Raw genomic sequence first — 24418 nt, 5'->3', positions numbered from 1 at the left:
GCGCGCGGCGGCCCCGGATTCAGGATCGGATTCTGGATCTGATCCACGGCTCACCGGGGGCCGGCGGCGCCTAGCATGCGCGGATGGCCCGTCTCTCCGCGATGATGTCGGTCGCGCAGGCCGGCCTGACTCGCCTGCCTCCGGAGCAGGAGCGCCTGCGGTCGCTCGAGCGGCTGGCCACCGGCCTGCGCATTCACCGCGCCGGCGACGATGCGGCCGGCCTGGCCATCTCCGAGCGGCTGACCGCGATGCTGCGCGCCCGAGGCGCGATCGGCCGGGGCCTGAACGAGGCCATCGGCCGGGTCCAGCAGGCCGACGATGGCCTGGGCCGCATCGCCGAACTGCTTCAGCAGGGCCGCGAGCTGGCGCTGGCGGCCGCCAACGGCAGCCTCGGCGACGACGATCGGGCCGGGCTGCAGCAGGGGCTGCGCACGCTGATCGACCAGATCGACGCCACGGCCGCCGGCACGCGGCTGTTCGGCCACAGCCTGCTGAGCGCACCACGGACCTCGGGGCTCACGCCGACCCTGGACGAGGTCTTCGGCCAGACCGGACGCACCCTGTCGCTGAGCTCGGGCCTCAGGCCGCTGGCCTATCTTCCCGCCGGCATGCGCAATGTGCAGGTGGAGATCGACGCGCTGGGCGCCGACGACGACCTGCAGGTCTTCACGCCCGACGGCCGCCATGTGCTGGGCACCGGCCTGCATGACATCGGCTGGCGCCAGAACGGCATCGGCACCGCCGCGCAGCTCGAAGGCCAGGTGATGCTGCGCGCGCTGGGCTTCGAAGCCGGTGCACGACTCGAGGCCGGCGCGCTGCTCGACGGCCGCAGCGGCTTTGTCGACCCCGGCCCGCCGGGCGGGGTGCCGGCCAGCCTGATGAGTACCAGCCTGGGCGGCATGACCCTGGGCTACAGCGGCGACGGCGACCACCATGACGGCACGCCCGACGACGGCCAGGTCAGCGGCCCCTGGCGCCGCGAGACGCTGACGGTCGGCGAGGTGACGCAGCCGCTGCTGCTGATGGTGACCGGCGCCGGCCGCTTCGAGGCCCGCGCCAGCTGGTCGGATGCGCAGGAGGTCGACCGCACGATCGACCGCTCGCGGCTGGAGGTGCTGCTGCAGGCCGATCCGGGCCAGCCAGCGCAGCGCCTGTCGCTGGAGGTGCTGCCCGCCGACAGCGGATCGCTGGGGCTGGCCGGCGTCGGCCTCGCCAGCCGGGAGGCCGCCGAGGCCAGCCTGGCGGCGCTCGACCAGGCGATCGGGCGGGTCAGCCAGCACCGCGGCCGCTTCGGCGCCCTGCACGGCCGGCTCGAACGTGCGCTCGATCTGGGCGAGAGCGCCTCCAGCACCGCCCTCGCGGCACGGGGCCGCATCCTGGATGCCGACATGGCCGCCGAGCTGGGCACGCTCACCCGCCAGCAGGTGCTGGCCCGGGCCAGCCAGGCGCTGCGCAGCCAGGCCGCCGCCCTGCCCCGCCAGGTGCTCGGTATCCTGCTGGGGGCGGGGTCCGGGACATCCTGATCTCGCCGGCCGACCGCCGCCGTGGCAGCATGCGCAGCCATGGCCCTCCCCCCTCTTCCCGACGCCCGCGCCGATGGCGAGACTGCCCGCATCGAACAGCGCTACGCCCGCCGCGCCGCCGCCGGCCTGGCCGACCGCTACAGCCTGCTGCAGCCCGATGTCTGGCAGACGGTGCAGGAGCGCCAGCGCGCGATGCTCGGCCTGTTCTCCCGCCATGGCTGGCATGACCTGGCGCAGCCGCGGGTGGTCGAGGTCGGCTGCGGTGCCGGCGGCAATCTGCTGGAGCTGCTGCGCGCCGGCTTCCGCCCCGAGCATCTGTGCGGCATCGAGCTGCTGGCCGAGCGTCATGCCGAGGCCCGCGCGGTGCTGCCCGCCGGCGTGACGCTGCATCTGGGCGACGCCTGCGCCGCGCCGCTGCCCGAAGCCGGCGCCGACCTGGTGCTGCAGTCGACCGTCTTCTCCTCGCTGCTGGACGATGCCTTCCAGCAGCGCCTGGCCGACACGATGTGGCGCTGGGTGCGGCCCGGCGGCGCGGTGCTCTGGTACGACTTCACCTGGAACAACCCGCGCAACCGCGATGTGCGCGGCGTGCCGCTGGCGCGGATGCGGGCGCTCTTTCCGCACGGCCGCATCGAGGCGCAGCGCCTGACGCTGGCGCCGCCGCTGGCACGCGCAGCCTGCCGCCTGTCGCCGTCGCTCTATCCGCTGCTGAACATGCTGCCGCCGCTGCGCACGCATGTGCTGGCGTGGATCGGCAAGCCGGTCAGCACACCCGTCAGCGCGCCCGTCAACGCACGGTAACGGCGCCGGCCGGCGCCTCCACCTGCTGCATCACCCCGGCCGCGGCCAGCAGCCGCAGCCGCGCCGCATGCCAGCCGGCCAGCGCGCGCACCTGCTCGAGCCGGGCCTCGGCCAGCAGCGACTGGCTGGAGAGCAGCTCGGAGATGTCGGCCACGCCCTTGTCGTAGCGGCGCGCGGCGCTGGCGCTGGCGGCCTCGGCGGCCTGCGCCAGCTCGGCGGCGGCCGGCAGGGTGCGCCGGGCGGAGAGCGCGTCGGCATGGGCGCGCAGCACCTCGAGCGCGACCTGCTGGCGCGCCTGCTCGAGCTGGGCCTCGCTCTGCGCGAGCTGCGCCTGCGCGCCGCGGATGCGGTAGGTGTGGCCGAAGCCGTCGAACAGCGGCAGCGTCAGCCGCAGGCCGTAGGTGGTCACGCGGCTGCCGCTGGCATAGAGCCCCTGGTCGGGCTGGCCGTCGACATGGCGGGCGGCACTGGCGTCCAGCGTCGGCAGCCCTTCGGCGCGCACGCTGCCGACCCGCAGCCGGGCGATCTGCAGCCGCGCCTGCGCCGCCAGGATCGACGGATGGCGCGCCCGCGCCTCGTCGAGCCAGCGCGACAGGTCCTCGGTCTCCTCGTCCTGAGCAGGGTCGAGCTGTGCGGGCAGGCGCAGCGGCGTGCCATCGGCCAGCCCCATCAGGCTGGAGAGCGTGAGCTGCGCGCGCCGCGCCTCGCCGCTCGCGCGCTCCAGCGCGAGCTGCGCACGGGCCAGCTGGGCGCGGGCCTGCAGCACATCGCTGCCGGCCACCAGGCCGTGGCGTTCGCGCCGCTGCGCGGTGTCGAGCGCCTCTCGCGCCTGCGCTCTGGCCTGCTCGCGCATCGTCACCATCGCCTGCGCGGTGATCGCCTCGAAATAGGCCGAGACCAGCGCCGCCATCAGCCGCTGCACCAGCGCATCGCGGGCCGCACCGGCGGCGGCCAGCAGCCGCTGCGCCCCGTCGCGGGCACCGGCGCGGGTGCCGAAGTCGAACAGCCGCCAGTTCAGCGCCAGGCTGCGGGCGGTGCTGGCCTGGTCGACCGACTGGCCGCTGCGGGTGGACAGCGTGGTGGTCGACTGCCGCGACACGCTCGCCTGCAGCCGCGGCCAGAAGGCGGCGCGGGCCTCGCCCAGCGCGGCCGCCTGGGCCTCGATCTCGGCCTGGGCCTGGGCCAGCTGGGGATGCCGGCACAGCGCCAGCGCCAGCGCATCGGCCAGCGACAGCGGCGGCGCGCCCTCGGACGGCTCGGCGCAGACCGGCGGCGGCACGGCCATCGGCCCGGCAAGCATCGGCACCTGCAGCGGATCGTGCAGCAGATCGGGCACCGAGGGTCCGGGCGCGACGCGCAGCAGGTCGGGCGGCTCGAGGGAGGCGGCAGACCGCGCGGCGCCCGGCAGCACCGCCAGAGCGCCCTGCAGCAGGGCGGCGGCCACGAGCGGGGCCCGATGACGGGGCTGGCGGATCGGCTCAGCGCTCACGCAGGCTCTCCCGACCCTGCTGCAGCAGCGGCGACAGCACATATTCGATCAGGCGCCGGTCGCCGGTGCGGATCTCGGCGCTGCCGCTCAGGCCGGGCGTCAGCGGCACCGCCCGGCCGTCGACCTGCAGCACCGGCTGCTCCAGCGTGATGCGCACCGCATAGACCGGACCGCGCTTCTCGTCCTGCACCGCATCGCGCGAGACCTGCGCGACCACCGCCGGCACGGTGCCGTACTTGGTGTAAGGGAAGGCGTCGATCTTGACCTGCGCCGGCTGGCCCTCGCGCACGAAGCCGATGTCGCGGTTCTCGACCCGCACCTCCATCTCGACCTGCGCCTGGGTCGGCACGATCTGCATCAGCGGCTGCGCCGCCGGCACCGCGCTGCCGACGGTGTGCACCGCCAGCTGCTGCACCGTGCCGTCGACCGGCGCCACCAGACGCAGCAGCTCGCCCTGGGTTCGCGCCCGATCGAGCTCGGAGCGCGCGGCGTCGATCTGGCGCTGGCCCTCGACCCGGCTGTCCTGCGCGGTGCGGCGCATCTCGGCGGTCAGCGCCCGCTGCTGCGCGCGAATGACCGCCAGCTGGCCGGCGATCTCCACGCGGGCCTGCTCGCGCTCCATCCAGGCATGGCGCGAGACATCGCCGCTCTGCAGCAGCTCGGCATGGTCGCGGGCGCGCTGCTCGGCCAGCGGCAGCGCCTGGGCCAGACGGCCGGCGTCGGCCTCGAGCCGTGCCAGCCGGCTGCGGTACTCGCTCCACTGGTCCTGCAGATGCTGCTCGGCCAGACGCTGCTGCAGCGGATCCAGCACCGACAGCGGCGCCAGCCGGGGCGCGCCGGCGCCAGGGCGCTCCAGCGCGGCCAGCAGGGCGGTGGCGCGCTCCACCTGCGCCTGCGCCTGTGCCAGGGCCTGCGCGGCGCGCCGGCCCTCGCTGTCGCTCAGGCGGGTGTCGAGCTCGACCAGCAGATCGCCGGCCTTCACCACCCGGCCTTCCTCGACATGCAGCGCATGCACGCGCGCCGTCTCGACCGCCGCCAGCGTCTTGGTCTGGCCGCGCGGTACGATGCGGCCCTGGGCATTGACGACGATATCGGTGCGCCCGATCACCGACCAGGCCAGCAGCGCCAGCACCAGCAGCATCAGCAGCCGCGCGGTCCAGCGCCCCGAGGGCGAGACCGGCCGCGCCTGCAGCGACAGCGCTGCGGGCAGGAATTCGGCCTCCTCGGCGGTATGCGCCGGCGGCGTGAGCTCGCGGCGATGCGACCAGGCATGGGCCCAGGCGCGGCGATAGCGGCCGAGCAGCTCGCCCCAGGCCTGCAGACGGTGGCGCAGGCTCATGCCGCACCTCCGTGCTGCAGGCCGTGCAGATGGGTGTAGATGCCGCGCGGATTGCGCAGCAGCTCCTCATGACTGCCGACCTCGGCGATCTGGCCGCGCTCCATCACCACGATGCGGTTGGCGCCACGCACCGCCGAGAGCCGGTGCGCGATGATCAGCACGGTGCGCCCCTGGCAGATCAGGCGCATGTTGTCGTGAATGATCTTCTCGCTCTCGTAGTCGAGCGCGCTGGTGGCCTCGTCGAAGATCAGGATGCGCGGATTGGTGATCAGCGCACGCGCGATGGCGATGCGCTGGCGCTGCCCGCCCGACAGGCCCGTGCCGTGCTCGCCGACGACCGTGTCGTAGCCCTCGGGCAGCTCGCAGATGAACTCGTGCGCGCCGGCCAGCTTCGCCGCCTGCATCACCAGCTCGATCGGCGCGGCGGGATGGGCCAGCGCGATGTTGTCGCGCACCGAGCGGTTGAACAGCGTGTTCTCCTGCAGCACCACGCCGATCTGCTGGCGCAGGCTGGGCGTGTCGATGATCGCCAGGTCCTGGCCGTCGACCAGCACCCGGCCGCGGTCGGGCACATAGAGGCGCTGCACCAGCCGGGTCAGCGTGCTCTTGCCCGAGCCGGAGCGCCCGACGATGCCGATCACCTCGCCCGGACGCACCTTCAGCGACACCTGGCGCAGCACGTCGGCGGCGTCGGGGCGGTAGCGGAAGGAGACCTGGTCGAACTCGATCGCGCCCTGCAGCCGCGGCAGCCGCGTCTTCTGGCCCGCGACCTCGGGATGCGTATTCAGGATGTCGCCGAGCCGGCTCATCGAGATGCCGACCTGCTGGAAGTCGTTCCAGAGCTGCGCCAGCCGCAGGATCGGGCTCGACACCTGGCCGGCGAGCATGTTGAAGGCCACCAGCTCGCCCACCGTGAGCTGCTTGTCGATCACCAGCGTGGCGCCGATCCACATGATCGCCGCGGTCACCAGCTTGCTGGTCAGCGTGACGCCGCCGCCGGCCACCGTGGCCACGTTCGTCACCGCCAGCCCCGACGAGACATAGGCGGCGAGCTGCTGGTCCCATTTCTGGATCCAGCGCGGCTCCACCGCCATCGACTTGACGGTGTCGATGCCGCTGATCGTCTCGACCAGGAAGGACTGGTTCTCCGCGCCCTTGTTGAACTTGTCCTCCAGGCGGCGGCGGATGACCGGCGTGAACACCAGCGACAGCAGCAGATAGACCGGAATCGAGGCCAGCACCACCAGCGTCAGCGTCACGCTGTACCCGAACATCACGCCCAGGAAGACGAAGGAGAACAGCAGGTCCAGCACCAGCGTCATGACATTGCCGGTCAGGAAGCTGCGGATGTTCTCCAGCTCGCGGATGCGCGCCACCGAGTCGCCGACCCGGCGCGACTGGAAATAGGCCAGCGGCAGGTTCAGCAGGTGGCGGAACAGCCGCGCGCCCAGCTCCACGTCGATCTTGCTGCTGGTGTGCGCGAACACCCAGGTGCGGATGCCCGACAGCAGCGCCTCGAACACCATCGCGCAGATCAGGCCGATGGCGATGACGTTGAGCGTCTGCATCGCGTGGTTGACCAGCACCTTGTCCATCACGACCTGGAAGAACAGCGGCGTGGCCAGACCGATGAGCTGCAGCACCAGCGAGATCAGCAGGATCTCCGCCAGCAGCCGGCGGTACTTGACCACCGCCGGAATGAACCAGGTGAAGTCGAACTTCGCCATCTGGCCGGAAAAGCTCGCCTTGCTGGTGAACAGGATCAGCTCGCCGGTCCAGGTGCGCAGCAGCTCCTCGAGCGCGATGACCGCCGGCGGCTCGCCCGCGCGCTGGATCAGCACCCGGGTGCTGCCCGGCAGCTCGGTGCCGGCCGGCAGCGCGGCCGTGCCCTCGATGCGCGCGACGACGAAGAAGCGCCCGGCCGCATCGCGCGCCACCGCCGGCAGCGGCGCACGCGCCAGCCGGCGCGGATCCTGGCGCACCGCCCGCGCGTTCAGCCCGAGCTGCTGCGCCGCCAGCAGCAGGCGCTGCAGGTCGAAGGGCTCGCGGCCATGCTGGTGACGCAGTTGCGCCTCGTCGGCGGCAATGCCGTGCAGCGCCGCCATCGCCAGCAGCGCCCACAGGCCGGAGTCGGGCGCAGGCGCAGCATGAGCCGCAGGAGCAGCAGAGGCTGCAGAGACGTCAGGAAGCGGGACGGAGGCGGCGGAAGTCATCACGGAGCAGGCGCGGGGCGGAGCGAGCAGCGCGGATCATGCCGCGCCTCGGCGGAAATGGAAAAGCCGCCAGGTGCGCCTGCGTACCCGGCCCGCGCGACGTGGCGCTCACGCGTCAGGTCAAGGACATCTTCCCGGAAAGCGCCGGCAGCCCGTGCGCCGCACGCGCCCTCAGGCAGCGCTCCTCGCCGGGCTGCAGCTCGTGGCAGGGCGAGGGTCTCTGCGGGTAGATGGTGCAGCCGACCTCGCGCCCGATCTCGCCGGCCAGCGCGACGCAGCGCACGCCGCCGGCGCGCTGGCCGGTGCCCTTCATGCAGCTCATCCAGGGATTGATCGCTTCGGTCAGTGCCTCGGGCAGGCCGAGGGACTCGGCCTCGGCCCAGTAGAAGGACACGCGAAAATGGGCGCAGCAGGCGCCGCAGCTCTGGCAGGGATTGAAGTCGGCCATGGGACGCGAACTTATCACCGTTCGGAACTGCATTAGCATCGGCGGTTCCCGCCGCATCCCCCGAAGCCCTGCCGCCGATGTCCTCGCCCACCGCCCCGTCCGATCCGACCCCACTGCCCTTCCTGCCCTTCGCGCTGCCCGAGATCGGCGAGGACGAGATCGCCGAGGTGGTCGACACGCTGCGCCACGGCTGGGTGACCACCGGCCCGAAGGCACGCCGCTTCGAGCAGGACTTCGCCGCCTTCCTGGGCGACGCCGGCCCGGTGCCGGGCCTGGAGGCGATCGCGGTCAACTCGGCCACCGCCGGGCTGCACCTGGCGCTCGAGGCCGTCGGCGTCGGCCCCGGCGACGAGGTCATCACCACCACCCACACCTTCACCGCCAGCGCGGAGGTGGCGCGCTATCTGGGCGCCGACGTGCGCCTGGTCGACATCGACCCGGCCACGCTGTGCATCGACCCCGCCGCCATCGAGGCCGCCATCACCCCGCGCACCCGGGCGATCGTGCCGGTGCACTTCGCCGGCCGCGCCGCCGAGATGGGCGAGATCCTGGCGATCGCGCGCCGCCACGGCCTGAAGGTGGTCGAGGACGCCGCGCACGCGCTGCCCACCACGCACGCCGGCCAGATGATCGGCACGCTGGCCAGCGATGTCACCGTCTTCAGCTTCTACGCCAACAAGACCATCACCACCGGCGAGGGCGGCATGGCGGTCACGCGCGATGCGCAGCTTGCCGCGCGCATGAAGGTGATGCGTCTGCACGGCATCAACCGCGACGCCTTCGACCGCTTCACCGCCAAGGTGCCGAGCTGGTACTACGAGATCGTCGCGCCCGGCTTCAAGTACAACCTGACCGACATCGCCGCGGCGCTGGGCATCCATCAGCTGAAACGTGCGCGCGAATTCCGCGACGCGCGCGCCCGCATCGCCGCGCACTACGACACGCTGCTGGCCGATCTGCCGCTCATCCTGCCGCCGCAGCCCGCCGCCGGCGATCTGCACTCCTGGCACATCTACGTGCTGCGCCTGCGCGAGGACGCGCCGGTCGGGCGCGACGCGGTGATCGAGGCGCTGTTCGCCGCCGGCATCGGCAGCAGCGTGCACTACATCCCGCTGCACCAGCAGCCCTACTGGCGCGAGCGCTACGACCTGCGCGCCGAGGACTTCCCGCACAGCCAGAAGGCCTACCTGGCCACCTTCAGCCTGCCGCTGTATTCGCGCATGACGCTGGCCGACGCTGAGCGGGTGGCCGCGGTGCTGCGCGGCGTGCTGGCACGCTGAGCGCCGGGCGGTCTGCGCACGACATGGCCAAGCGCCTGCTCGACCTGCTGCTGGCCGGCTGCGGCCTGATCGTGCTCTCGCCGGTGCTGCTGGCGATCGCGCTGGCGATCCGGCTGGACTCGCCCGGGCCGGTCTTCTTCCGCCAGGTGCGGGTCGGCCGCCACGGGCGCGAGTTCCGCATCCACAAGTTCCGCACGATGACGCACGCGCCGCAGGACCGCGGCCCGCAGCTCACCGTGGGCCAGGATGCGCGCATCACCCGCGTCGGCGCGCTGCTGCGCCGCACCAAGCTCGACGAGCTGGCGCAGCTGATCGATGTGCTCGAGGGCGCGATGAGCCTGGTCGGCCCGCGGCCCGAGGTGCCGCGCTATGTGGCGCTCTATCCGGCCGGGCTGCGCGAGAAGGTGCTGTCGGTGCGCCCCGGCATCACCGACTTCGCCTCGATCGAGTACCGCGACGAGAGCACGCTGCTGGCACGCAGCACCGACCCGGAGCGCACCTACCGCGAGGTGGTCCTGCCGGCCAAGCTGGCATTGCAGGCACGCTACGTCGACGAGGCGGGCGTGCTGACCGACCTGAGGCTGATCCTGCGCACGCTGCGCGCGATCCTCGAACGATGAGCTGGCACACCCTCGACACCCTGCTGACCCGCATCCGGCCGCACCGCGAGCCGCTGGCCCTGGCGATCGACGCCGCGGTCATCGCCGCGTGCTGGAACATCACCTACCTGTTCCGCCTCGGCTTCGAGCGCGGGTGGAGCGCGCGGCCCTCCTACGACGGCTGGGTGCTGGCCGGGCTGCTGGCGCTGTACGTCACGGTGTTCGCGCTGCTGAAGGTGCCCAAGGGCATGTGGCGCTTCTCCGGCTTCGGCGAGGTGCAGCGGCTGACCTTCGCCTGCGCGATCGCCGGGCTGCTCGGCGCGGTCGGCGTACTGATGGCGCAGCTGGTGCAGGTGCCGCGTGCGGTGCTGGCGCTGCATCCGGTCGTCAGCCTGATGGGGCTGGCGATGGTGCGCATCGGCTACCGCATGCTCTACGAGCACATGCGCGGGCGCCTGTCCGGCTCGATGCACGAGACGAGACGCGCCCTCGTGCTGGGCGCCGGCGACGCCGCCAAGCTGCTGATGGCCGGCATCCAGCACCACGGCTGGGTGGTGGTCGGCCTGCTCGACGACAACCCGCGCAAGCTGGGCGCGCGCATCGGCGGCGTGCCGGTGCTGGGCGATCTGGAGAGCGCGCCGCGCTGGGCCGAGGTGCACGGCATCACCCACCTGATCGTGGCGATGCCCTCGGCCTCGGCGGCGCAGCGCCGCCGCGCGCTCGACCTGGCGGCCGCCACCGGCCTGCCGGTGGTGACGGTGCCGACCGCCGCAGAGCTGCGCGAGGGCCAGGCGGTGGCGCAGGTGCGCGACATCGAGCCCGAGGACCTGCTCGGGCGCGTGCCGGTGCAGCTCGACGAGGGCGGCATCAGCGAGTGCCTGTCGGGCAAGGTGGTGCTGATCACCGGCGCCGGCGGCTCGATCGGCTCGGAGCTGTGCCGGCAGGTGGCGCGCTACGGGCCGCTCAAGCTGGTGCTCTACGAGCTGAGCGAGTTCGCGCTCTACCGCATCGAGCAGGAGCTGGGCGAGCTGTTCCCGCACATCCCGCTGGTGCGGCTGGTCGGCGACGTGCGCGACCCCGAGCACCTGGCCGCCACCTTCGCGCGCCTGCGCCCGCAGGTGGTCTTTCACGCCGCCGCCTACAAGCATGTGCCGCTGATGGAGGAGGACAACGCCTTCTCCGCGCTGCGCAACAACACGCTGGGCACCTGGCGCGCGGCCAGCGCGGCGGCCGCGGCCGGCGTCGAGCGCTTCGTGCTGATCTCGACCGACAAGGCGGTCAACCCGACCAACGTGATGGGCGCGACCAAGCGCGCCGCCGAGATGGTGATCTCGCGGCTGGCCGCGCGCATGGCCGCCGGCGAGGGCCGCACCCGCTTCATGGCGGTGCGCTTCGGCAACGTGCTGGGCTCGTCGGGCAGCGTGATCCCGAAGTTCAAGGAGCAGATCGCCCGCGGCGGCCCGGTCACGGTGACGCACCCGGACATCACCCGCTTCTTCATGACCATTCCCGAGGCCGCGCGGCTGGTCGTGCAGGCCGGCGCGATCGGCGAAGGCGGCCAGGTCTTCGTGCTCGACATGGGCGAGCCGGTGAAGATCGTCGATCTGGCGCGCGACCTGATCCGCCTGAGCGGCCACACACTGGCCGAGATCCCGATTGCCTTCAGCGGGCTGCGCCCGGGCGAGAAGCTGTTCGAGGAGCTGCTGGCCGATGCAGACGCGACGCTGCCGACGCGCTTCGAGCGGCTGCGCATCGCGCGGCTGGATGCGTCGGCCAGCTCGCTCGACGAGGTGCAGCTGCTGCTGGACTGGGCCGCCGGCCGCTCGAGCGCGCCCGACGACGAGGTGCGCGAGCGCCTGGCGCGGCTGGTGCCCGAGTACCGCCCGGCGCGGATCAGGTCGGCAGGCTGAGCGGCACGGCAGCGAGGGTGACGGGGCTCGAGCGCATGCGCTCGCGCAGCAGCTTCGCCTCGAGCGGCCGGCCCAGCAGATAGCCCTGCAGGCGCTCGCAGCCGCACAGCCGCAGCGCCTCGCGCTGTTCTGGCGTCTCCACGCCTTCGGCCAGCGTGGCCATGCCGGTGGCCTGGCCGAGCTGCACGATCAGCCGCACGATCGCCTCGGCCTGCTGCGCCCGCGGCCCATCCCCGCCCAGCACGGTCACGAAGCTGCGATCGATCTTGAGCAGGTCGACCGGCAGCTCGGCCAGCTGCGCCAGCGAGGAATAGCCGGTGCCGAAGTCGTCGAGCGCGATCGACACGCCCAGCAGGCGCAGCGCGTGCAGCTGCTCGCGTGCGCGACGGGCGTCCTGCATCAGCACCGTCTCGGTCACCTCCAGCTCGAGTCGATCGGCGGACAGACCGGTGTCGGTCAGCGCCGAGCGCACGCTGTCGACCAGCGCATCGCCGCGCAGCTGCAGCGCCGAGAGATTGACCGCCAGCCGCATCGGCTCGGGCCAGCCGGCGGCCTCCTGGCAGGCGCGGTGCAGCACCCAGTCGCCCAGCAGGGCGATCAGGCCATGCTCCTCGGCCAGCGGCACGAACTCGGCCGGCGAGATCCAGCCCCGCACCGGATGGCACCAGCGCAGCAGGGCCTCGGCCCCGCTGATCCGGCCCTCGGCCAGATCGAACTGCGGCTGGTAGTGCAGCATCAGCCGGCCGGCCTCGGCATGTTCGCCGGCGGGCGCGCGCAGCAGCAGGCCCAGATCGCGGACCAGGCCGTGGCGACGCATCAGCTCGGCGCGCATCGGCGCATCGAAGGTGCGCGCGACATCGCGACCGGCCGCCTTGGCGGCATACAGCGCCAGATCGGCATCCTGGAACAGGCGATCGGCATCGGGATGAAGCACATCCCAGGAGGCGACACCCAGACTCGCCCGCACCTCGACGGCGGCCTGCTCGTCCTGCCAGACCGGGTGCAGCGCCTGCAGCAGGGCCTGCGCCATCGCCTCGCGCTCGGCCACCGGGTGGGAGCGGTCGATCAGCAGGGCGAATTCTTGACATCCTCCCCGCCCTAAAGGACGGGGATTCCTCCTGCGAGACGCGCATGTCCGCGCGCAGCGATGTTCAGGGCAGCGTTCACGTCGCGGTGGTGTTCCGCGCCGCAGTCGCAGCATGTCCATCGCCTCATTCGCAGACCTGTCCTACCTTTCGGACTGCTGGCGGGAATGACCCCGCAGCTCGAACAGGTCTGGGTTGTGTAGGCTTCATTCACCTCTTCGAACACGATGCCGGCCTGATGGCTCTTGTATTCCAGCATCGTCTTCAACATCGACCATCCGGCGTCCAGCGTGGACTTCGCCATCCTGGTCTTCACCATCGCACCGGCCTGCACGTTCCCGACGAAGATCGCCGCGTTGCGCGCGACCAGCCCCGTCGAGAACTTGTGCATCGCGTCCTTGCGCGTGTTGGCGATCTTCGCGTGGATCGCGCGCACCCGGTCTTTCTTGCGCGCCCGCTGGGCGATCCCCAGCGCGCCCTCATGCTTGCGGTACAGGCCGGACGCCAGCTCTTCGCCGTCCGAGCACGTCGCCGTGGTCTTCAGGCCGAGGTCGATCCCCACCAGACCGGTGCCGGCCGACTTCGGCACGTCCACCTTGACGCACACGTTCAGGTACCACCTGCCGCGCGCATCCTGCGAGAACGATCCGGCGCGCAGATCGAACCGGCTCAGGCCGTAGCTGTCCCACAGGCTGAACTTGTGCCCAAGGAAAGCGATCTGCCCGGCCTTGTACTTCGCACCGCCCGCCTTGAACGGTACCCAGCCCAGCGAATACTTCGCCGACTTCGGGTTCGACACCCGCCAGTTCAGCCGGGCTCGTCTGAACTGCTTGCGCCGGGTGGCGTACTCCTCGCACACCAGTTGCACCGTGGCACTGCCGATGCGCACGCCTTCGCACTTCGAGTACCCGGCCGTGAGCTTCTGCAGGTCGAACCCACTCAGCCACTCGCGGCGCTCGCGGATCGCCCGGCTGCTCGTCTCGTTACAGTAGTTCCACACCTGATTCACCTCGCGCGCCATCAAGGACAGCACGGCGGCGTGCTTGTCCTTGATGCGCAGCTTGAGGGTCTTGGTGGCTTCCATGAAATCACTGTAGCACAATTGGTCTATGACACAAGAAACTGACTATCGACGGGGCAGACACTGCGTTTTTGCCATTCATGCCCACTTGGTCTTCGTGACCAAATACAGGCGCGGAGTGTTCCGACAAGAGCACCTCGACCGCCTTCATCGCATCCTTGGCGACGTGTGCAAAGACTTCGATGCCGAGCTGATCGAGTTCAACGGCGAGCGCGATCACGTCCACCTGCTCATCAACTACCCGCCGAAGGTCGCGTTGAGCGCGCTGGTGAACAGCCTGAAGGGGGTTTCATCGCGCCTGTTGCGCAAGGAATTCGGGGACTTCCATCCGTGGCTGAAGCGCCGGGGCGTCTTGTGGTCCCCGTCCTACTTCGCCGCGTCTTGTGGTGGAGCGCCAATCGAAATCCTGCGTCAGTACATCGAACAGCAGCAAGCCGTTCCGGCTTGAACGCTCGACCCCGGGCTGAACCCCGGGGCTTGTCGCTTCGTCCGGGTCAGCACATCGGTGTGGGCCAGACGCTGCAGCTCGCGCGACTGCTCGCGCAGCAGCGTGACATCGCGCACCACGCCGCGCCAGCTGACGATGCGCGCCTCGGCATCGAGCAGCGGCACGCCGCTGACCGTCCAGTGCTGCCAGGCGGTCTGCAGCAGCTGGCGCGAGGGCAGACGCAGCGCCAGCGCCCGGAAGGGTTCGGGCTCCGACAGATGCCGGGCCAGCTGATCGCTGCCCTCGGCATCGCGCAGCAGCTCGATCAGGACACGGCCGATCAGCAGATGGGCATCGCTCACGCCCAGCGCCTGCGCCATGCGCGAGGAGATGCGTCTCAGCCGGCCGCGGGCATCGGTCTCCCAGAGCCAGTCATCGGCGTGATGCTCGAAGTCGCGCAGCAGCAGGTCGAGCGCATGGCGCTCGCGCCGGGCGGTGGCCTCGGCCTGCAGCCGGTGGCGCACGCTGCGCCCGATCGCGTTCAGCGACACCATCACCAGCACAGCCATCAGCAGCGTCAGCGGCACCGAGACATCGCGCACCAGGCCGTCGATCTGCAATACGCCCAACAGCACGCCGGCCGAGGTCACCAGCGTCCAGCCCATGCCGCCCCAGCGCAGCGGCGCCCCGGCCATCGCGCCGATCGGGATCGCGGCGCAGGCGATCATGCCCAGCAGATAGCGCCGCTCCGCATCGACCTGCGGATAGATGAAGACCGAGATGCCGGCAAACATCAGCCCGGTCAGCATGCTGTGGCCGATCAGGCGCCAGCGCACCGCCGGCTGCGCCAGCCGAGCCAGCGGCCAGCCCAGGCTGCGCAGCACATCGAGCAGCTGCAGCAGCCCGGCCGCCGCCAGGCCGACCGGCCACAGCAGCATCCAGCGCTGCGCCCCGCTCATCACCGGATGCACCAGCCACAGCACCAGCAGCCCGATGCCGATCGAGCTGCCGGCCGCCATCACCGCCATGCGCAGCACCGCCTGCATCAGCCGCCCCTGCTCGAGCCCCAGCCCGTCGGCGTCAGCCCAGCCGGACCGGTCGCCGATCAGCGTGGAGCGGGATTCGGCAGCAGGCATGGAGCAGGTGAGCAGCGAATGAAAAATGACAAATGACAGGAGACAAAACAGGAACGGAGCCGGGCAAGGCGGCGCGGATTATCGCGATTCCGGCACGGAAACGACCGAGGACCACTCCCCGGTCGGTCGCGTCGCGGCCACACGGCGTGTGGCTTCCTTCACATCCAGTGCCGCAGCGAACAGATAGCCCTGCACCTGGTCGCAGCCATGACGGCGCAGCACCTCCAGCTGTGCCGGGGTCTCGACGCCCTCGGCCAGCGTCTTCATGCCCAGCGCCTGGCCGAGCTGCACGATGGTGCGCAGGATCTGGTCGGCCTGCGGCCCGCCCCCGTCCAGCGCGACGACAAAGCTGCGGTCGATCTTCAGCGTCGTGATCGGATAGGTGCGCAGCGACGACAGCGAGGAATGCCCGGTGCCGAAGTCGTCCAGCCCGAGCCGGATGCCCAGCGTGCGCAGCGCCTGCATCCGGGTGCGCGCGCTGGCCGGATCGGCCAGCACCGCGGTCTCGGTGATCTCCAGCTCCAGGCGCCGCGGCGCCAGCCCGGTCTCGGCCAGCACCTCGGAAACGGTGCGCACCAGATGACGTCCGGCGAACTGCACGCCCGACACATTCACCGCGATCTTGGTGTCGCCGCCCCAGCGGGCCGCGTCATGGCAGGCCTGGCGCAGCACCCACTCGCCCAGCGCGACCACCAGCCCGGTCTCCTCGGCCACCGGCACGAAATCCGCCGGCGAGATCCAGCCGCGCTGCGGATGGCGCCAGCGCAGCAGCGCCTCGAAGCCGGTCAGCCGGCCGTCGGCGACATCATGCTGAGGCTGGTAATGCACGCTCAGCCAGCCGCAGGACGGCTCGGGCTGGCGCTCGCCGCCGCGTGCGAGCCGGCGCCGCGCCGCCTCCAGGGCCTGACCCAGCTCCTGGATGACCAGATGCCGGCCGGCCATGCGCTCGCCCATCGCCGCATCGAAGAGCCGCACCATGTCGCGCCCGGCCGCCTTGGCCTCGTACAGCGCGATGTCGGCCTGCTGCAGCAGCCGTGCCGCGCGGGTGCCCGGCCCGTCCCAGGCCGCGGCGCCCAGGCTGGCGCGGATCTCCACCCACAGCGTCTCGTGCTGCCAGGGCTCGCGCAGCGCCGCCAGCAGCGCCAGCGCCAGATCCTCGCGCTCGACCGTCAGCATCGGCCGCTCGACCAGCAGCGCGAACTCGTCGCCGCCCAGCCGGGCCAGCACTCCCTCGGGCCCCAGCACATCCAGACCGCGCTCCTCGAGCACCGCACGCAGCCGCCGCGCCACCTCCTGCAGCAGCAGATCGCCCACCAGATGGCCGAAGTGATCGTTGACCGTCTTGAAGTTGTCCAGATCCAGCAGCAGCAGCGACAGCGGGCTGTCATCGTCCGCACCGGGCACCGGCGGCGCCCGGCGGGCCAGCGCCTGCACCGCGGCCTCGGCGCGCTGCTGCAGCACGTGGCGGTTGGCCAGACCGGTCAGGGTGTCGGTGCACGCCAGCCGCTCGAGCTCGCCGGACTGCTGGCGCAGCAGCGTCACATCGCGCACGATGCCGCGCCAGCCGGTCTGCAGCCCGAGTGCGTCGAGCACCGGCACGCCGCTGATCGACCACCAGCTCGGCGGGCGGCCGGGCCGGCTCACCGCCACCTCGATGCCGCGAAAGGGCTGGCCCGACTGCAGCGCCGCCATCAGCGCCATCAGCTCGGCCGGCATGCGGGCATCGATGCGGCCGCGAAAGCCCTGGCGCATCGCCAGCGAGGCGCCGCCCTCGCCGCTGCGCAGCACCTGCACCAGATCCTGCCCGACCAGCACCTGCGGCGCCTTCAGGCCCAGCTCGGCGGCCATGCGTGGCGCCACCTGCCACAGCCGGCCGGCCCGGTCGCCGCTCCAGGTCCAGGCGTCGGACTGGGTCTCGAAGTCGCGCAGCAGCATCGAGATGGTGTGCTCGCCGCGGGCCGCCTCGCTCTGGGCCTGCAGCCGCGCCAGCAGCGTGCGCGACACCCCGCGCACCGAGACGCTGACCAGCAGCCCGATCAGCACCAGCAGCGCGAAGGCCACCGAGAACACCGGCGTGCCCACCACCAGCAGCGCCAGCAGCGCGCCCACACCGAGCGTGCCGGCCCACAGCGCCGAGAGCACCGGCAGCGCCGCCAGCTCGATGGCGCCGGCGCACAGCGCCCCGCCCAGCATCACGCCGACCAGGAACTGGCCCTCGCGGGCCATTTCGGGAAAGGCCTGCACCGCCAGCATCGCCAGCAGCAGACTGAACAGGCTCACCGGCCAGCCCAGGCGCAGCAGCGCCAGCGTCGAGCGCAGCGCCTCGTCGTCACGGCGATCGAGCCGGCGCATGTCCAGATGCCAGACCAGCGCCAGCAGCGTCTGCAGCGCCGCCCAGGGCAGGATCCGCGCCGGTCCGAGCGCCTCGGCGCACAGCCAGGCCGCCACCGCCGTCAGCAGCAGCAGCGAGGCCGTCATCCGGGGCACGATCTGCAGCACCCCGCGCACCTGCTGCGCACGCCAGGGCGCCTGCGGCAGCTCGTCTGGCCGGGAGCGGCTCATTTTCGGTTCGACAGCTTCGACAGGTTCGACATTCATCGGACGAAAATTCTCGAGCTCCGCGCGCGAGCCACCCAGGTCGGAATGCTCGGGCAGCGTCACGCACCGATCCCGGCCCTCCAGACGCGGGGGCCACGGAACCGGATCGATGATCGCCGGGAAAAGTAACGCTTTTCCGCCTCGGCCGCCCTGATTCCGGCTGAAATCGCCCGCACCGCACGCCGATGACCCCGGGACATCACGTCCGGATGGCGAGAGGCGCCAAGACCATGAAGAACACCGAGAACGTCGAGCGTGCGGCGGACATCGTCCGCGACGCACTGAACCTCATGCGCAAGCACAGCGTGCCGATGCATCCGGTCAACTACGCGGTCTGGCATGCCTACGCCAGCGGCGAGAACCTCGATCTGCGCAACGCGATCGACCGCTACATGCTGCAGCACCTGCATCTCGACGATGCGGTGACCGAGGCGCTCTACCGCCGGCATGTGATCGGCAGCAGCGCCGATCCGGCCCTGCTGCAGCGCATGAGCGAGCGCATGAGCAGCGCGCTGGGCCAGGCGGCCGAATCCGCAGCCCGCGCCGGCGACCAGACCGCCGCCTACGGCAGCTCGCTGTCACGCTTCCAGGACGGTCTGGCCGGCCAGGCGCTGCCGGGCCTGGAAGAGATTCTCGCCACCACCCGCCAGATGCAGGCGGCCATCCAGGCCCTGCAGCGCCAGCTCGGCGACAGCCGCCAGGAGATCGGCCAGCTGCGCGACGAACTCGAGCGGGTGCGCCAGGAGAACCTGACCGACACGCTGACCGGTCTGCCCAACCGCCGCGCCTTCGAGCAGCGCCTGGCCGCCTGCATGACGCTGGCCGCCAGCGCCGGCATGAACAGCCACGCGCCCTGCCTGCTGATGCTCGACATCGACCACTTCAAGCGGGTCAACGACAGCTACGGCCACGGCACCGGCGACCAGGTGCTGTGCACGGTCGCCGCGGCGCTGCAGGCCGGCACGCCGGACAACGCGCTGGCCGCACGCATCGGCGGCGAGGAGTTCGTGATGCTGCTGCCGGCCATGCAGCTGCAGAGCGCCCGGCTGGTGGCCGAGCAGCTGCGCCAGAAGGTCGCCTTGCTGCGCACCCCGGCGCGCAGCAAGACCGGCGCCGAGCTGCAGGTGCAGGTCACCGTCTCGATCGGCCTGACCTCGCTGCAGCGCGGCGAGACCGGCCGCCAGTTCATCGAGCGCGCCGACCAGGCGCTCTACCAGTCCAAGCACGGCGGCCGCGACCGCATCACCGTGCGGATGGGCTGAGCAGCGGCCGCAGGAAGCGCCCGGTGTGGCTGCCCGCGCACGCGGCGATGTCCTCGGGCGTGCCGGCCGCCAGCAGCGTGCCGCCGCCCGAGCCGCCCTCCGGGCCCATGTCGAGCAGCCAGTCGGCGGTCTTGATGACGTCCAGGTTGTGCTCGATCACCACCACCGTGTTGCCGGCCTCGCAGAGCTGGTGCAGCACCCGCAGCAGCAGCTCGATGTCGGCGAAGTGCAGACCGGTGGTCGGCTCGTCGAGGATGTAGAGCGTGCGGCCGGTGTCGCGCTTGGACAGCTCCAGCGCCAGCTTCACCCGCTGCGCCTCGCCGCCTGACAGCGTGGTCGCCGACTGGCCCAGGCGGATGTAGCCCAGGCCGACGTCCATCAGCGTCTGCAGCTTGCGCGCGATCGAGGGCACCGCCGAGAAGAACTCGCGCGCATCCTCCACCGTCAGCTCCAGCACCTCGGTGATGTTCCTGCCCTTGTAGAGCACCTCCAGCGTCTCGCGGTTGTAGCGCTTGCCCAGGCAGGTCTCGCAGGGCACGTAGACATCGGGCAGGAAGTGCATCTCCACCTTGATGACACCGTCGCCCTGGCAGGCCTCGCAGCGCCCGCCCGCGACGTTGAAGCTGAAGCGCCCGGCGCCGTAGCCGCGCTCGCGGGCGGTCGGCACCTCGGCGAAGAGCTCGCGGATCGGGGTGAAGAGGCCGGTGTAGGTCGCCGGGTTGGAGCGCGGCGTGCGCCCGATCGGGCTCTGGTCGACGTTGATGACCTTGTCGAAGTGGCCCAGGCCCTCGATCTCGTCATGCGCCTCGGGCTCCTGGTGGCTCTGGTAGAGCTGGCGCGAGACGGCGGCGTAGAGCGTGTCGTTGATCAGCGTGCTCTTGCCCGAGCCGGACACGCCGGTCACGCAGGTCATCAGTCCGACCGGGATCTCGGCGGTCACGCCCTTGAGGTTGTTGCCGCGGGCGTTGCGGATGCGCAGCACGCGCGGCGCGCCGTGCTCGTCCTTCAGGAAGGGCCGGCGCTGCCGGGGCACCTCGATGCGCAGCACCTGCGCCAGATAGCGGCCGGTGGGCGAGTCCGGCGAGGCGGCGACCTGCTCAGGCGTGCCCTGCGCCATCACCTGCCCGCCGTGCACGCCGGCGCCCGGCCCCATGTCGACCACATGGTCGGCGGCGCGGATCATGTCCTCGTCATGCTCGACCACCAGCACCGAGTTGCCCAGGTCGCGCAGGTGCTTCAGCGTGCCGATCAGGCGCTCGTTGTCGCGCTGGTGCAGGCCGATCGAGGGCTCGTCGAGCACATACATCACGCCGGTCAGGCCCGAGCCGATCTGGCTGGCCAGGCGGATGCGCTGCGCCTCGCCGCCGGAGAGCGTGTCGGCGCTGCGGTCCAGGCTCAGGTAGTTCAGGCCGACATCGTTGAGGAAGCGCAGCCGCGCGCGGATCTCGCGCACCACCTTGTCGGCGATCTCGGCCTTGGCGCCCTGCAGCCGCAGCGCATCGAAATAGCGCTGGCACTCGGCCAGCGTCGCATGCTCGACCTGGTAGATGGCGCGCGCGGGCTGGCCGTCGGCATCGACCAGCAGCACATGGCGCGCCTCGCGCCGCAGCCGCGAGCCGCCGCAGTCCGGGCAGGACTTGTTCGACATGAAGCGCGCCAGCTCCTCGCGCACCGCCGACGAGTCGGTCTCGCGGTAGCGGCGCTGCAGATTGGGCAGGATGCCCTCGAAGGGATGCGCGCGCCTGACGCTGCGCTTCTTGCCGGCCGCGCCCTCGGCGGCGTAGGTGAAGCTGATCTCCTCGTCGCCGGAGCCATGCAGCACCACCTGGCGATGCTCGGGCGCCAGGTCCTCGAAGGCGTCCTCCAGGTCGAAGCCGTAGTGGGCCGCGACGCTCTCCAGCATCGAGAAGGTGTAGGCGTTGCGCCGGTCCCAGCCCTTGATCGCGCCGCTGGCCAGGCTCAGCGACGGGAAGGCCACCACCCGCTCCGGGTCGAAGACATCGACATGGCCCAGGCCGCCGCAGCTCGGGCAGGCGCCCACCGGCGAGTTGAACGAGAACAGCCGCGGCTCCAGCTCGGCCAGCGAGTAGCTGCAGACCGGGCAGGCGAACCTGGCCGAGAACAGATGCTCGGCGCCGGTGTCCATCTCCAGCGCCAGCGCGCGGCCGTCGGCGATGCGCAGCGCCGCCTCGAAGCTCTCGGCCAGGCGCTGCTGGACGTCGGGGCGCACCTTCAGGCGGTCGAGCACCACGTCGATGTCGTGCTTCTCGGTCTTCTTCAGCGCCAGCGCCGGCACGTCGGCCGCCTCGACGATGCGCCCGTCGATGCGGAAGCGCACATAGCCCTGCGCCTGCATCGACTCGAACAGCTCGACGAACTCGCCCTTGCGGTCGCGCACCACGGGCGCGAGCACCATCAGCTTGGTCTCCTCCGGCAGCGCCAGCACCGCGTCGACCATCTGGCTGACGCTCTGCGCCTGCAGCGGCAGGCCGTGGTCCGGGCAGTGCGGCGTGCCGGCGCGGGCGAAGAGCAGGCGCAGGTAGTCGTGGATCTCGGTGATCGTGCCCACCGTCGAGCGCGGGTTGTGGCTGGTGGCCTTCTGCTCGATCGAGATCGCCGGCGACAGGCCCTCGATCACGTCGACATCGGGCTTGTCCATCAGCTGCAGGAACTGGCGCGCGTAGGCCGAGAGGCTCTCGACATAGCGGCGCTGCCCTTCCGCGTAGAGCGTGTCGAAGGCCAGGCTGGACTTGCCCGAGCCCGACAGCCCGGTGATGACGACCAGCGCGTTCTTCGGCAGGTCGAGGTCGATGTTCTTCAGGTTGTGGGTGCGGGCGCCCCGCACCGAGATCAGCGACGACAGGCGCGCAGGCGGGAACGGGGGAACAAGCGGATCAGCGGACGACATGGGGCGACAGGCGGCGAGCGGCGGCAGGAAGGCAACCGGCCATCATAGCGACAGCCCTGCCCCTGCCGACCCTGGGGACGCTGACCGCAGGCCCGGGAACGCGAGATACTCCGAGCGGTACAACCTGACCCCGGAAAGAACACAGCCACCATGGGACAGCCCCTTCCGATTGCCGTGACGAGCACGCAGGCCTCCGGCACGTACCGCCCGCAGGCGGAAGTCTGCGCCTCCTGCAGCGTGCGCCAGTTCGCGCTGTTCGGCGCGCTCGACGAGGCGGCGCTGGCGCAGATCCACTACCGCATCGCCGACATCCGCCTGGAGCCGGGGCAGACACTGTATTCGGCGCAGGACAGCGGCAGCGCGGTCTTCACCGTGCGCCGCGGCGTGCTGCGCATGGAGCGCAGCAGCGAATCGGGCGAGCGGCGCATCCTGCGCCTGGCCGGACGCACCGACCTGATCGGGCTGGAATCCATCCTGCACCAGACCTACGCGGCCGACGCGGTGGCCTGCACCGAGGTCGAGGTCTGCCGCATCCCGCGGGTGCTGATCGACGAGCTGTCGGTGGCGCACCCCGGCCTGACGCGCGACCTGATGAAGCGCTGGCAGCGCGCGCTCGACGATGCCGACGAATGGCTGACCGAGCTGGCCCGCGGCCCGGCGCGCCACCGCATGCTGCGGCTGCTGCTCAAGCTCAGCGAATACGGCGAGGACGACGGCCGGCTGTGGCTGCCCACCCGCCAGGAAATGGGCGCGATGCTCGACATGACCTTCGAGACCGCCAGCCGGCTGGTCTCGGCGCTGCGCCGCGAAGGCGTGCTGAAGTCCGTCGACGGCCGCCAGGCCCGGCTGGACATGGACGCGCTGATGGCGGCGCTGAGGGAAGACGGGGAGCGTTGAGCCGGATCAGATCCGCAGCCCCTTCCACGCCAGCCACGACAGCGCGACCAGCTGCACCACCACCGTCAGGTGAAAGGCGGCGCGGAAGGACGGCTTGACCGACTTGTGGCGCAGCAGGTGATGCGCGGCGATCGCGCCGGGCCAGCCGCCGATCAGGCCGAAGGTCAGCAGGGTCGATTCCGGGGTTCGCCAGCGCCCGGCCTGCGCGGCGGACTTGTCGGCGGCGTAGAGCGCGAAGCACAGCAGGCTGGCCGCGGCATGCCAGGCCCAGATCCAGCCGGGCAGGCGGTGCGTGGCGGTGGCGACGATCAGCACCAGCAGCAGTGCCGCGATCGACAGGCCGGCCACCCGCAGTGACGGACCGCCGCGCTGCGCCCGCTCGGACCGGGAGGCCGCGGTGCGTTGCGGCCGGGCCGCTCTGGCCTCGTCGGCGTTGCGGCGGCGCTGCTCGACGGCGCCGGCCGGCAGCGCGTCCACCGTCGGCCAGCCGTGCAGCGGCAGCACGCCTGCGGCCTGCGCGCGGCCGTCACGGCCGCGTTCGGTCTCGAAGCTGACCTCCACACCCGGCGCCGGACGCTGCACCTGGCGCAGCTGGCAGGCGCTGGCATGCACGAAGAGGTCCGGCCCGCCGTCATGCGGCCGGATGAAGCCGAAGCCCTTGCCATCGTCCCAGCGCTGGATGACGCCCTGTCGTCGCATGCTCTTCCTCCTGATTGCGATCAATTTTCCAGATCCGGGAGGATAGCGAAGAGGCGGGCCTCGCCCTGCCCCGGCTCAGCGCGGCGTCACCGGCGGCTCGACATACTTCTCGACCACCGCACCATCGACGGTGTAGCCGCTGACGCCCATGTCGGTGTCGCGGCGCTCGGTGCGCAGGGTGCCGGTGATCCAGACCGTGTCCATGCTGCGCAGGCCCTTGGCGGGAATGGCGGCCTTGACATGCACGATCTGGTTGGCCGGCGGCGGCGGCGAATGGATGCAGGCGCCGAAATACGGCACCAGCAGGAACTCCTTCCACTCGCCGGCCTGGCCTTCCAGAGGCACCAGATAGCCGGGCAGGCGCACCTTCTGGCCGTTGAGTTCGGGACGGGTGGGTGCGGCGTCCCAGATCTCGCGCACCTCGCGCAGCAGCGCGTCGGCCTTGGGATCGCCATCCTGGATGCGCGACAGGTCGCCACGGTTGCGCAGCCTGGCGGCCGGATCCCAGCCCGCCGGGACCATCTCCTCCCACTTGAGCTGGCGCACCGGAGCCGCCTTGGCGGACTTGGCTGCGGCGGCCGGCTTCGGCTCGGTGGCGCGGGCCGGCAGCGTGCCCAGCAGCACGGCGCCCGCGACCAGCGCCAGCGCCAGCCGCGCGGCCTTCATCGTCGTTCTCGTTGTCGTTCTTGTCGATCGCATCACAGCAGTTCTCCTGTCGATTCC

At 71.5% G+C, this 24418-nt stretch carries 19 protein-coding genes; 8 read left to right on the top strand and 11 right to left on the bottom strand.

What is annotated here, in order from left to right:
- Positions 1-83: 83 nt before the first annotated feature.
- Positions 84-1523, top strand: a complete 1440-nt coding sequence (locus NFT33_RS01350; protein ID WP_251672660.1) for a flagellin — start codon at positions 84-86, stop codon at positions 1521-1523.
- A 39-nt stretch (positions 1524-1562) separates the two neighbouring features.
- A complete protein-coding gene (locus NFT33_RS01345; RefSeq protein WP_251672659.1) occupies positions 1563-2324 on the top strand; it encodes a class I SAM-dependent methyltransferase in 762 nt (253 codons plus the stop codon).
- Here the strand turns inward: NFT33_RS01345 and NFT33_RS01340 are convergent.
- From NFT33_RS01340 to NFT33_RS01325, 4 genes are all read right to left on the bottom strand, one after another.
- Complete coding sequence (locus NFT33_RS01340) at positions 2311-3768, bottom strand: TolC family protein (protein WP_251672658.1); 1458 nt, start codon at positions 3766-3768, stop codon at positions 2311-2313. The two genes, NFT33_RS01345 and NFT33_RS01340, sit on opposite strands and share 14 nt — an antisense overlap.
- A gap of 34 nt (positions 3769-3802) precedes the next feature.
- Positions 3803-5152, bottom strand: a complete 1350-nt coding sequence (locus NFT33_RS01335) for an HlyD family type I secretion periplasmic adaptor subunit (RefSeq protein WP_251672657.1) — start codon at positions 5150-5152, stop codon at positions 3803-3805.
- Complete coding sequence (locus tag NFT33_RS01330; protein ID WP_251672691.1) at positions 5149-7257, bottom strand: type I secretion system permease/ATPase; 2109 nt, start codon at positions 7255-7257, stop codon at positions 5149-5151. The genes NFT33_RS01335 and NFT33_RS01330 overlap by 4 nt, the downstream gene beginning before the upstream one ends.
- Before the next feature lie 223 nt (positions 7258-7480).
- Positions 7481-7813, bottom strand: coding sequence for a YkgJ family cysteine cluster protein (locus NFT33_RS01325; RefSeq protein ID WP_251672656.1), 333 nt, complete (start codon positions 7811-7813; stop codon positions 7481-7483).
- Between the two features lie 77 nt (positions 7814-7890).
- On the opposite strand from NFT33_RS01325, the gene NFT33_RS01320 reads away from it, so the two are divergent.
- Genes NFT33_RS01320 through NFT33_RS01310 form a run of 3 tightly spaced genes read left to right on the top strand, consistent with a single transcriptional unit; the run spans position 7891 to position 11602 of the window.
- Positions 7891-9093 carry a DegT/DnrJ/EryC1/StrS family aminotransferase gene (locus NFT33_RS01320; protein ID WP_251672655.1) on the top strand — a complete coding sequence of 401 codons (1203 nt, stop codon included), beginning with the start codon at positions 7891-7893 and terminating at the stop codon, positions 9091-9093.
- Positions 9094-9116: 23 nt separating this feature from the next.
- Complete coding sequence (locus tag NFT33_RS01315; protein WP_251672654.1) at positions 9117-9713, top strand: sugar transferase; 597 nt, start codon at positions 9117-9119, stop codon at positions 9711-9713.
- Positions 9710-11602 carry a polysaccharide biosynthesis protein gene (locus NFT33_RS01310; RefSeq protein ID WP_251672653.1) on the top strand — a complete coding sequence of 631 codons (1893 nt, stop codon included), beginning with the start codon at positions 9710-9712 and terminating at the stop codon, positions 11600-11602. The genes NFT33_RS01315 and NFT33_RS01310 overlap by 4 nt, the downstream gene beginning before the upstream one ends.
- Here the strand turns inward: NFT33_RS01310 and NFT33_RS01305 are convergent.
- Together NFT33_RS01305 and NFT33_RS01300 are read right to left on the bottom strand one after the other, a co-directional pair.
- Positions 11586-12803: a putative bifunctional diguanylate cyclase/phosphodiesterase gene (locus tag NFT33_RS01305; RefSeq protein ID WP_251672690.1), complete on the bottom strand. Its 1218-nt coding sequence runs from the start codon at positions 12801-12803 to the stop codon at positions 11586-11588. The two genes, NFT33_RS01310 and NFT33_RS01305, sit on opposite strands and share 17 nt — an antisense overlap.
- Positions 12701-13771, bottom strand: a complete 1071-nt coding sequence (locus tag NFT33_RS01300; protein ID WP_251672652.1) for an RNA-guided endonuclease InsQ/TnpB family protein — start codon at positions 13769-13771, stop codon at positions 12701-12703. Before NFT33_RS01300 ends, NFT33_RS01305 begins: the two co-directional genes overlap by 103 nt.
- A gap of 25 nt (positions 13772-13796) precedes the next feature.
- Between NFT33_RS01300 and tnpA the strand changes: the two genes are divergently transcribed.
- Positions 13797-14216, top strand: coding sequence for an IS200/IS605 family transposase (gene tnpA / locus NFT33_RS01295; protein ID WP_251672651.1), 420 nt, complete (start codon positions 13797-13799; stop codon positions 14214-14216).
- Here tnpA and NFT33_RS01290 read toward each other — a convergent pair.
- Positions 14180-15331, bottom strand: a complete 1152-nt coding sequence (locus NFT33_RS01290; protein ID WP_251672650.1) for a PAS domain-containing protein — start codon at positions 15329-15331, stop codon at positions 14180-14182. The two genes, tnpA and NFT33_RS01290, sit on opposite strands and share 37 nt — an antisense overlap.
- 78 nt (positions 15332-15409) lie before the next feature.
- Positions 15410-17893 carry a putative bifunctional diguanylate cyclase/phosphodiesterase gene (locus NFT33_RS01285; protein WP_251672649.1) on the bottom strand — a complete coding sequence of 828 codons (2484 nt, stop codon included), beginning with the start codon at positions 17891-17893 and terminating at the stop codon, positions 15410-15412.
- Between the two features lie 266 nt (positions 17894-18159).
- On the opposite strand from NFT33_RS01285, the gene NFT33_RS01280 reads away from it, so the two are divergent.
- Positions 18160-19191, top strand: a complete 1032-nt coding sequence (locus NFT33_RS01280; RefSeq protein ID WP_251672648.1) for a GGDEF domain-containing protein — start codon at positions 18160-18162, stop codon at positions 19189-19191.
- Here NFT33_RS01280 and uvrA read toward each other — a convergent pair.
- Complete coding sequence (gene uvrA, locus NFT33_RS01275; protein ID WP_251672647.1) at positions 19172-22099, bottom strand: excinuclease ABC subunit UvrA; 2928 nt, start codon at positions 22097-22099, stop codon at positions 19172-19174. The two genes, NFT33_RS01280 and uvrA, sit on opposite strands and share 20 nt — an antisense overlap.
- Before the next feature lie 150 nt (positions 22100-22249).
- Between uvrA and NFT33_RS01270 the strand changes: the two genes are divergently transcribed.
- The gene (locus NFT33_RS01270; protein ID WP_251672646.1) at positions 22250-22996 is read left to right on the top strand and encodes a Crp/Fnr family transcriptional regulator; all 747 of its coding nucleotides are present in this window, start codon (positions 22250-22252) and stop codon (positions 22994-22996) included.
- A gap of 6 nt (positions 22997-23002) precedes the next feature.
- Here the strand turns inward: NFT33_RS01270 and NFT33_RS01265 are convergent, their stop codons facing one another.
- Together NFT33_RS01265 and NFT33_RS01260 are read right to left on the bottom strand one after the other, a co-directional pair.
- Positions 23003-23695, bottom strand: a complete 693-nt coding sequence (locus tag NFT33_RS01265) for a DUF1294 domain-containing protein (RefSeq protein WP_251672645.1) — start codon at positions 23693-23695, stop codon at positions 23003-23005.
- Positions 23696-23770: 75 nt separating this feature from the next.
- Positions 23771-24361 (bottom strand): DUF3299 domain-containing protein, encoded by a 591-nt coding sequence (locus tag NFT33_RS01260; protein ID WP_246607801.1) that lies wholly within the window; start codon positions 24359-24361, stop codon positions 23771-23773.
- Positions 24362-24418: the final 57 nt, after the last annotated feature.

This window comes from Sphaerotilus sp. FB-3, assembly GCF_023706025.1.
In the GTDB taxonomy this organism is placed as follows: Bacteria; Pseudomonadota; Gammaproteobacteria; order Burkholderiales; family Burkholderiaceae_C; genus Sphaerotilus; species Sphaerotilus sulfidivorans.
The sequence above is the reverse complement of the archived record's forward strand: the minus strand, read 5'-3'. Positions and strand labels throughout refer to the sequence as shown.